Annotated in this window: 5 protein-coding genes; 3 read left to right on the forward strand and 2 right to left on the reverse strand. The window is 35.5% G+C overall.

All coding sequences use genetic code 11. The features are described 5' to 3' along the window. Nucleotides 1–194: 194 nt before the first annotated feature. The gene (locus V7024_RS20950; RefSeq protein ID WP_335523495.1) at nucleotides 195–1,667 is read left to right on the forward strand and encodes a protein adenylyltransferase SelO; all 1,473 of its coding nucleotides are present in this window, start codon (nucleotides 195–197) and stop codon (nucleotides 1,665–1,667) included. 96 nt (nucleotides 1,668–1,763) lie between these two features. Here V7024_RS20950 and V7024_RS20955 read toward each other — a convergent pair whose 3' ends face one another. Both V7024_RS20955 and ric read right to left on the reverse strand, forming a co-directional pair. Next, a complete protein-coding gene (locus tag V7024_RS20955; protein WP_335523497.1) occupies nucleotides 1,764–2,462 on the reverse strand; it encodes a Crp/Fnr family transcriptional regulator in 699 nt (232 codons plus the stop codon). A gap of 327 nt (nucleotides 2,463–2,789) precedes the next feature. Continuing rightward, on the reverse strand, nucleotides 2,790–3,497 hold the full coding sequence (ric, locus tag V7024_RS20960) for an iron-sulfur cluster repair di-iron protein (RefSeq protein ID WP_335523501.1): 708 nt from the start codon (nucleotides 3,495–3,497) through the stop codon (nucleotides 2,790–2,792). 266 nt (nucleotides 3,498–3,763) lie between these two features. Here ric and V7024_RS20965 point away from each other — a divergent pair, with 266 nt between their 5' ends. Together V7024_RS20965 and V7024_RS20970 are read left to right on the forward strand one after the other, a co-directional pair. Then, on the forward strand, nucleotides 3,764–5,047 hold the full coding sequence (locus tag V7024_RS20965; RefSeq protein ID WP_335523503.1) for an aminopeptidase P family protein: 1,284 nt from the start codon (nucleotides 3,764–3,766) through the stop codon (nucleotides 5,045–5,047). 244 nt (nucleotides 5,048–5,291) lie between these two features. Next, nucleotides 5,292–7,436: a DNA topoisomerase III gene (locus tag V7024_RS20970; protein WP_335523506.1), complete on the forward strand. Its 2,145-nt coding sequence runs from the start codon at nucleotides 5,292–5,294 to the stop codon at nucleotides 7,434–7,436. Nucleotides 7,437–7,589: the final 153 nt, after the last annotated feature.

Here is a 7,589-nt window from a genome sequence, read left to right on the forward strand (position 1 = left end):
AACACGCCTGATATATTATCGTTATACGGAATCAAACATGATTTGCATGCTCCTTATTTCTCTAGAAAGGGTATAATAAAATGGCGAAAGTGGATATTAAAAGGGATTCTTTTGTGCAGATGTAGAAATACATAACGATCATCCCATTTAAATTTTGTCTGATATAAAAAGATAAGAGAAGAGACGGTGATACGATGACGAAGAAAGAAAGAATAGAAGTAGGATGGAACTTTGATAACAGTTATGCCCGTCTACCGAAATCGTTTTTTTCGGGTCTCAGTCCAACGCCTGTTCGCTCACCGAAATTGACTATTCTCAATCATTCGTTGGCAACATCATTGGGATTAAATGCCAAGGAACTAGAAAGTGACGAGGGGGTAGCGGTGCTGGCAGGAAATCGGATTCCCGAAGGTGCGTTTCCTCTTGCTCAAGCCTACGCGGGGCATCAATTCGGGCATTTTAACAGGTTAGGGGACGGTAGAGCTTTGCTACTTGGTGAGCAGATTACTCCTTTAGATGAACGATTTGATATTCATCTGAAAGGTTCGGGCCGAACGCCATTTTCCCGCAGGGGAGATGGACGAGCGGCATTAGGACCAATGTTACGTGAATATATTATTAGTGAAGCGATGCATGCGCTTGGTATTGCTACGACCCGTAGTCTAGCGGTAGTAACAACCGGGGAGTCAATCATTCGTGAAACGGAACTGCCTGGTGCAATTCTCGTTCGTGTGGCTGCAAGTCACCTGCGCGTTGGCACTTTTCAGTATGCTGCTCAGTGGGGGACTGTTGAAGAACTCCAAACTTTAGCTAACTATACATTACAGCGACATTATCCAGGCGATGATGCAGCTGAAAATCGCTATCTTTTCTTGCTTGAGGAAGTGATTAAGCGTCAAGCTTCGTTGATTGCGAAATGGCAACTTGTGGGCTTTATTCATGGGGTTATGAATACTGATAATATGACTATAAGCGGAGAAACAATTGATTACGGTCCTTGCGCCTTTATGGATACTTATGATCTAGAAACAGTATTCAGTTCCATTGATATTCAAGGTCGCTATGCTTATGGAAACCAGCCATATATTGGCGGATGGAATCTTGCAAGGTTAGCTGAATCTTTATTACCGCTATTGCATAGTGATTATGCAAAATCAATGGAAATGGCTCAAAATGCAATTTTAAATTTTAATGAGTTATATCAATCAAACTGGCTTGCTGGAATGAGAGCGAAATTAGGGATATTTAACGAAGAAGTACAGGATAAAGCCCTTATTGAAGATCTTCTTACTATCATGCAGAAGTATCATGCTGATTATACAAATACTTTCCGGGCATTAACTTTTGATAAGCTTGAGGAGATGGAATTGTTTGAGACTTCAGAGTTTGCTGAGTGGTATAAGCGCTGGCAGGAAAGACTTGGTAGACAAGAAGAATCGAAAGAGTCCTCACATTTATTGATGCGAAAAAGTAATCCGGCGATAATCCCTCGGAACCACAGGGTAGAAGAAGCATTAGAAGCTGCTGTAGAACATGGGGATTACAGCGTGATGGAACGTCTTCTTAATGTTCTTGCCAATCCATACGCGCACATCCCTGAACAGGAGGAGTATGCGGTGCTACCTGAACCATCATCCTGTCCTTATCGAACGTATTGTGGGACATGATAGAAACATTAGGGATAGTGCTTCTACAATATAGTTTACGATTCATACAAAAAATGCTACTTCTTTATTTTGAGGTAGCATTTTTAAAATTTGTTTTTAATAGGGATCACAGATTTCTGCTTTTAATTCATCTGGAATGATAATGAAACAACCGTTTTCATCAACAGCAATTAATTTTTTTCTTTTTAACTGATTAATTGTACGACTAATCGTTTCTCTTGATGTTCCAATCATATTGGCGAGTTCCCGATTCGTAAACTGGGTCGTTAAAGTATATGTACCATTCATTTCTACACCATTTGACTTACATAAACGAAGCAATAACATAATAATTTGTTCGTAAGTATCGTGAAGAATTTGTTCTTCTAATCTGTTCTGAAGATCCACAATTTTTTCTCCAAGAACCTTAAACATTTTAATACATAATTCAGGATGCTGAATTAAAATTTTCTCGAAATCAGCAATTGGAGTAACGATCAATTGTGCAGTCTCAAGTATTTCAGCATGTGCTGGGAAGGTACCTTTTTGGAAAAAGCCAGCGTGAGGAAACATTTCTCCAGCTTGAAGCACAGAAACAATTTGTTCTTTTCCGGTTGCATCTGTTTTTTGAATTTTCACTTTACCAGAGTGGATAAAAAACACGCGATCAAGTTCGTCGCCCTGCATAAATACAAATGATTTTTCCTTATACATTCGTAATTGTGAAATATCTACAATAGGCTGAAGTTCTTCTTCTGAAAGTTCTTTAAAGAGAGGGACTTCCTGTAAATGTTTTTTTATCATTTTTGCTTTCATATATACAACTCCTTAATAATTCCAGACAAATTTCTATATTTAATTTATACCAAATTTTTAAATAAAGCAGTGATAAAAGTCATATTATTGATAAAGTGAATCGTTTTTCAACTTTACAGGAGGAAGAAAAAACTGATCTTAGAGAAGATAAAGTGAAACTTTCATCAGTAATAGAAAAATACATAAGAAATAGAACATGAGCAAAAAGTGCTTATGTTCTATTTTTTACGTATAAGCGGTTTCTATTTAAGAACTTTTTGTTAATTCAAGATCAAAAAATGTTGGTTTTGAGCCTTAATTTGATATTTATAGATTCACCTTTTGTAATTAAGCCTGTGCAATTGCACGTGGGAATAAAATATTATTTTCTAAATGAATATGCTGGAATAGATCGGATTCAAGAGCCGCAAGTCGTTGATAGACAAGACGATAAGTACCGCAAGCTCCTTCTGGAGGAGTAAAGTCATTCGTAATGTTACGAAGTTCTTTTATAATATCACCAGCATGACTATGCTCACTTTCCAGTTGTTCTACCACTTTGCGCAATTTCGAATAATTTTCATCAGTTGGATTTTGCTCAAATGCTAAAATCAACGGGAAATCTTCTGTTTCTTCTTTAATAATATGCTGTTCTAATTCTGTTTTTAGTTCATTGAATAGCTTGTGAATTTGAGCTAAATGAGGCTGTTTTGACCCATGAACACGGAATACTTTTGTCACATATGGACTTAACTGTGGCAATTCTTCATTTAAATAGCGATGATGTTTATTCACAATATAGTCAATTAATTCACTATAAGAGGCGATTGTCCAGTCAATTTTTGATTCATTTAATGCTTTTGTTTCATGATAAAGAGTATTTAATTTTGTAATAACCTCTTCTACCGATAAATTTCTCTCATGAATTGCATCGATAAGTGGTCTGTTACCTCCACAACAAAAATCTATTCTATATGATTTGAAAAGGTCACTTGCTTTTGGGAATTTCGTAACAATATCACCAATTACAGAAGTCTCAGTAAATACATGTTCCATATGAATGCCTCCATAAAATTTAAATTTTGTATCTAGATTAAAAATATCAATAAATTTAAGTTGATGTAGTGATATATATCACTGATAACCTGTGAATTTCACCATACGTTGTTTGTGTAAAATAGATGATGCTTGCATCTATGCTAAAAGTAAGTAGAGCTTAACAAAATAAATCGGTTAATTGACGAAAAATTACAACAATAATACAATGAAATAAACTGGATAGGTAGTTTTAAGGAAATTTATAGAATTTAAGGGGGATTGTTATGAAGCAATCATTTTTTATTGAAAATCGAAAAAGATTAGTGGAAACATTGCCGGATGAATCTGTTACGATTCTATTTGCCGGACAGGCACCTTATAAATCAGCCGATGACCATTATAAATTTGTGCCAAACCGAAACTTCTATTATATGACTGGTATTGATGAGCCAAATCTTATTTTTGTGTTAAAAAAAGTAGGCGATACAGTAGAAGAAACTCTTTTCATCGAAAAAACGGATCCAGTTCTTGAAAAATGGGTAGGTAAAACAATTTCAAAAGAAGAAGCACAAACCATTTCTGGTATAAAAACGATTGTTTACTTAGAAAGCTTTGAATCATCAATAGCAAGAACGTTTTTTACAGAACATGTGAAACACGTATATTTAGATTTGGAACGCCGAGAGTGGGCAGGGACAGAGACACGGACGCTAGCATTCGCTAAGCATGTAAGAGAACATTATCCACACCTCTCAATTGGTAACATTTATCCAAATATTTGTGAACTACGAGTATTTAAAACGGAGGAAGAGATTGAAAAGATAAAGGAAGCAATTATGGTTACAAAAGAGGGCATTTATAATGTACTCAAGCATGCGAAAGAGGGCATGATGGAATATGAATTAGAAGCTCATTTTGATTTTACGCTAAAATCATCTGGTATTAAACATCATGCATTTAATACGATTTTGGCGAGTGGGAAAAATGCAACTGTGCTGCATTATGAGGACAATGATTCTAAAATTAATAAAGGCGATTTGGTACTGCTTGACCTTGGAGCTCAGAAGGATTATTACAATGCTGACATTAGCTATACGTTCCCGGCGAGCGGAACATTTTCGAATCGCCAAAAACAGATTTACAATATTGTGCTAAAGGCGTTAAGGGAAACAATTGAGCTTATAAGACCTGGATTAAAATTCGCAGCATTAAATGAGCATACGAAAAAGGTACTAGCGGAAGAGTGTAAGAAAATCGATTTAATAGAGGAAGACTCGGAACTCTCCAACTATTATTATCATGGAGTGAGCCATTTCCTCGGTTTGGATACTCATGATGTTGGTTCGTACAAAGACCGAGTACTCGAGGCTGGTATGCTCATTACAGTGGAACCTGGCTTGTATATTGAAGAAGAGGCGATTGGAATTCGTATTGAAGATGATATTCTTGTTACCGAAAATGGATATGAAAACTTGTCAAAAGACATAATCAGAACAGTTGAAGAGATTGAAGATTTCATGAGAAAACATAATCCAAACGTGAAAGATAGACAGATTGTTGCAAAATAAGAAGAAACGAAGGCGCCTAATGTGTGGCGTCTTTTTCATGTTATTTTAGAATTTTAAGTAATATGTTATATAATGAGTTCCTATTGTGAAGGTACTAAACTTAAGCGTATAATATTAGAAGTCTAGAGTATACAGTATTGTAGGTTATACTTATATGTGAAAATTTATAAAGTATTAAAGGTTTATATGAAAAATGAAGAGATATTATTGAAGCTATACTGGAATTTAGATAGGGAGTTTTAAAATGAAATTAATTATTGCCGAGAAACCAGATCAAGGTTTGGCGCTTGTTTCTCAATTTAAATACAGGCGAAAAGATGGCTATTTAGAAGTAGAGGCGAATGAATTGTTTCCGAATGGTGCTTACTGTACATGGGCAATTGGTCATTTAACGCAGTTATGTAACCCGGAACATTATCATGCAGAGTGGAAAAAATGGTCATTAGATACGTTACCGATGATTCCAGAACGATTTCAGTTTGAAGTAACAAAATCAAAGTATAAGCAATTTAATGTTGTGAAACAACTGTTACATAATCCGCAAGTGACGGAAATTATTCATGCGGGAGATGCTGGGCGCGAAGGGGAATTAATCGTACGGAATATCATTCATCTTTGTAATGTGCAAAAGCCGATGAAACGTCTTTGGATTTCTTCTTTAACTAAGCAAGCAATCTATCAAGGGTTTAAAAATTTACTTGATGAAGCAGATACAATCAATACGTATTACGAAGCATATACGCGATCATGTGCCGACTGGGTCGTTGGAATGAACGCTTCTCGTGTTTTTAGTATTTTACTAAAGAAAAAAGGAATGAATGATGTTTTCTCCGCGGGGCGTGTGCAAACACCAACACTTGCATTAATTGTAAAACGTGAGAAAGAAATTGAAAACTTTAAATCGGAGCCATTTTGGGAAGTATTCGCAACCTTTCATATAGAAGGGGAAAAATATGAAGGTAAGTGGGAACAAGATAGTGAGGCGCGCTTAAAAGATCCCAATATGGCAAATAAAATTGCTGCATTTTGTCAAAATAAACCGGCTGAAGTGAAAGAAATGAAAACAGAGCGGAAAGAGTTTCAGCCACCATTTTTATTTAACTTGTCATCACTGCAAGCAACGGCGAATAAAGCATTTAAATTTTCACCAAAGAAAACACTTGATATAACACAAGCTTTATATCAAAAAGGAATTGTCTCGTATCCACGTTCGGATTCTAACTATGTAACAGAAGGTGAAGCTGCCACGTTTCCTGATATTTTACAGAAATTAAGTCAGTTTGAAGAATATAAAGATGTATTGCCAGCACCAATTCCTTCTATTATGAATAATAAGCGTTATGTAAATGAAAAGAAGGTTACAGATCACTACGCAATTATTCCAACAGAACAAGTTACGAATCCAAATAAATTATCAGGTGATGAAAGAAAAATTTACGATATGATTGTAAGAAGATTGATTGCAGCGCATTATGAAGCTGCGATTTTTGACTACACGACTATTACAACACTTGTTGATGGCCGTGCTGAATTCGTATCGAAAGGAAAACAGCAAATTCAAGAAGGATGGCGTAAAGTCATTTTTCAAGATGATAAAGATGAAGAAACAATCCTTCCTATTGTGCAAGAAGGGGAACAAGGTAAAGTTGTAAAGGTGAAAGTGAAAGAAGGAAAAACACAGCCACCAAAACGATATACAGAAGGTCAGCTTATTACATTAATGAAAACAGCTGGAAAGTATTTAGAGAACGAAGAACTGGAAAAAGTATTAAAAAAGACAGAAGGATTAGGCACTGAAGCAACGCGGGCTGGTATTATCACAATGTTGAAGGACAGAAAGTATATTGAAGTAAAGAAAAACCAAGTGTATGCGACTGATAAAGGAAAAGTACTCATAACTGCAATTGGTGATAAAATATTAGCTTCACCAGAAATGACAGCAAAATGGGAGCAGCGCCTTGCAGAAATAGGGGAAGGGACAGCTTCGCCAGCTACATTTATGGAACAAACGAAAAAGCTCTCAGCAAAAATTATTGAAGATGCAATTGAAATGTCTGAGAAATGGGATTTTACAGGATTACACGTAGAATCGATTGAACGCTCCAATTCAAAATTTACAGTTGGTAAAAAGGTAGGAACATGTAAAAAATGTGATGGAGAGGTCATTGATAAATCTACGTTTTATGGATGTTCGAACTACAATACAACGAAATGTGATTTTACGATCTCCAAGAAAATACTAGGAAAAACGATTTCGCAAAAGAATATGAAGAAGCTGCTAAAAGGTGAGCAAACAGAATTAATGAAAGGTTTTAAGAAGAATGATAAAACCTTTGACGCAAAGTTAGAGTGGAAAGATAATAAGATTAATTTTGTGTTTGAGAAGTGAGAGTGTCAACAAATAAAAAAGTTCTTTCCCGAGTAAAAGGTTCTGTAACAGGTTAGGTTTGAAAAAAATATTGCTAGAAAAGAAAAAGCATGACAAATAATTTTATCAAGACCTAAATTAAAAAAGATAAATAAAAGAAAGGACATAACATAT

Source organism: Bacillus sp. JJ864 (genome assembly GCF_036963045.1).
GTDB classification, from domain to species: domain Bacteria; phylum Bacillota; class Bacilli; order Bacillales; family Bacillaceae_G; genus Bacillus_A; species Bacillus_A pseudomycoides_C.

Excerpts from the sequence above, each read along its gene's own strand:
- V7024_RS20970 (WP_335523506.1), top strand. The coding sequence starts at position 5,292 with ATGAAATTAATTATTGCCGAGAAACCAGATCAAGGTTTGGCGCTTGTT.
- V7024_RS20950 (WP_335523495.1), top strand. The coding sequence starts at position 195 with ATGACGAAGAAAGAAAGAATAGAAGTAGGATGGAACTTTGATAACAGT.
- ric (WP_335523501.1), bottom strand. The coding sequence starts at position 3,497 with ATGGAACATGTATTTACTGAGACTTCTGTAATTGGTGATATTGTTACG.
- V7024_RS20955 (WP_335523497.1), bottom strand. The coding sequence starts at position 2,462 with ATGAAAGCAAAAATGATAAAAAAACATTTACAGGAAGTCCCTCTCTTT.
- V7024_RS20965 (WP_335523503.1), top strand. The coding sequence starts at position 3,764 with ATGAAGCAATCATTTTTTATTGAAAATCGAAAAAGATTAGTGGAAACA.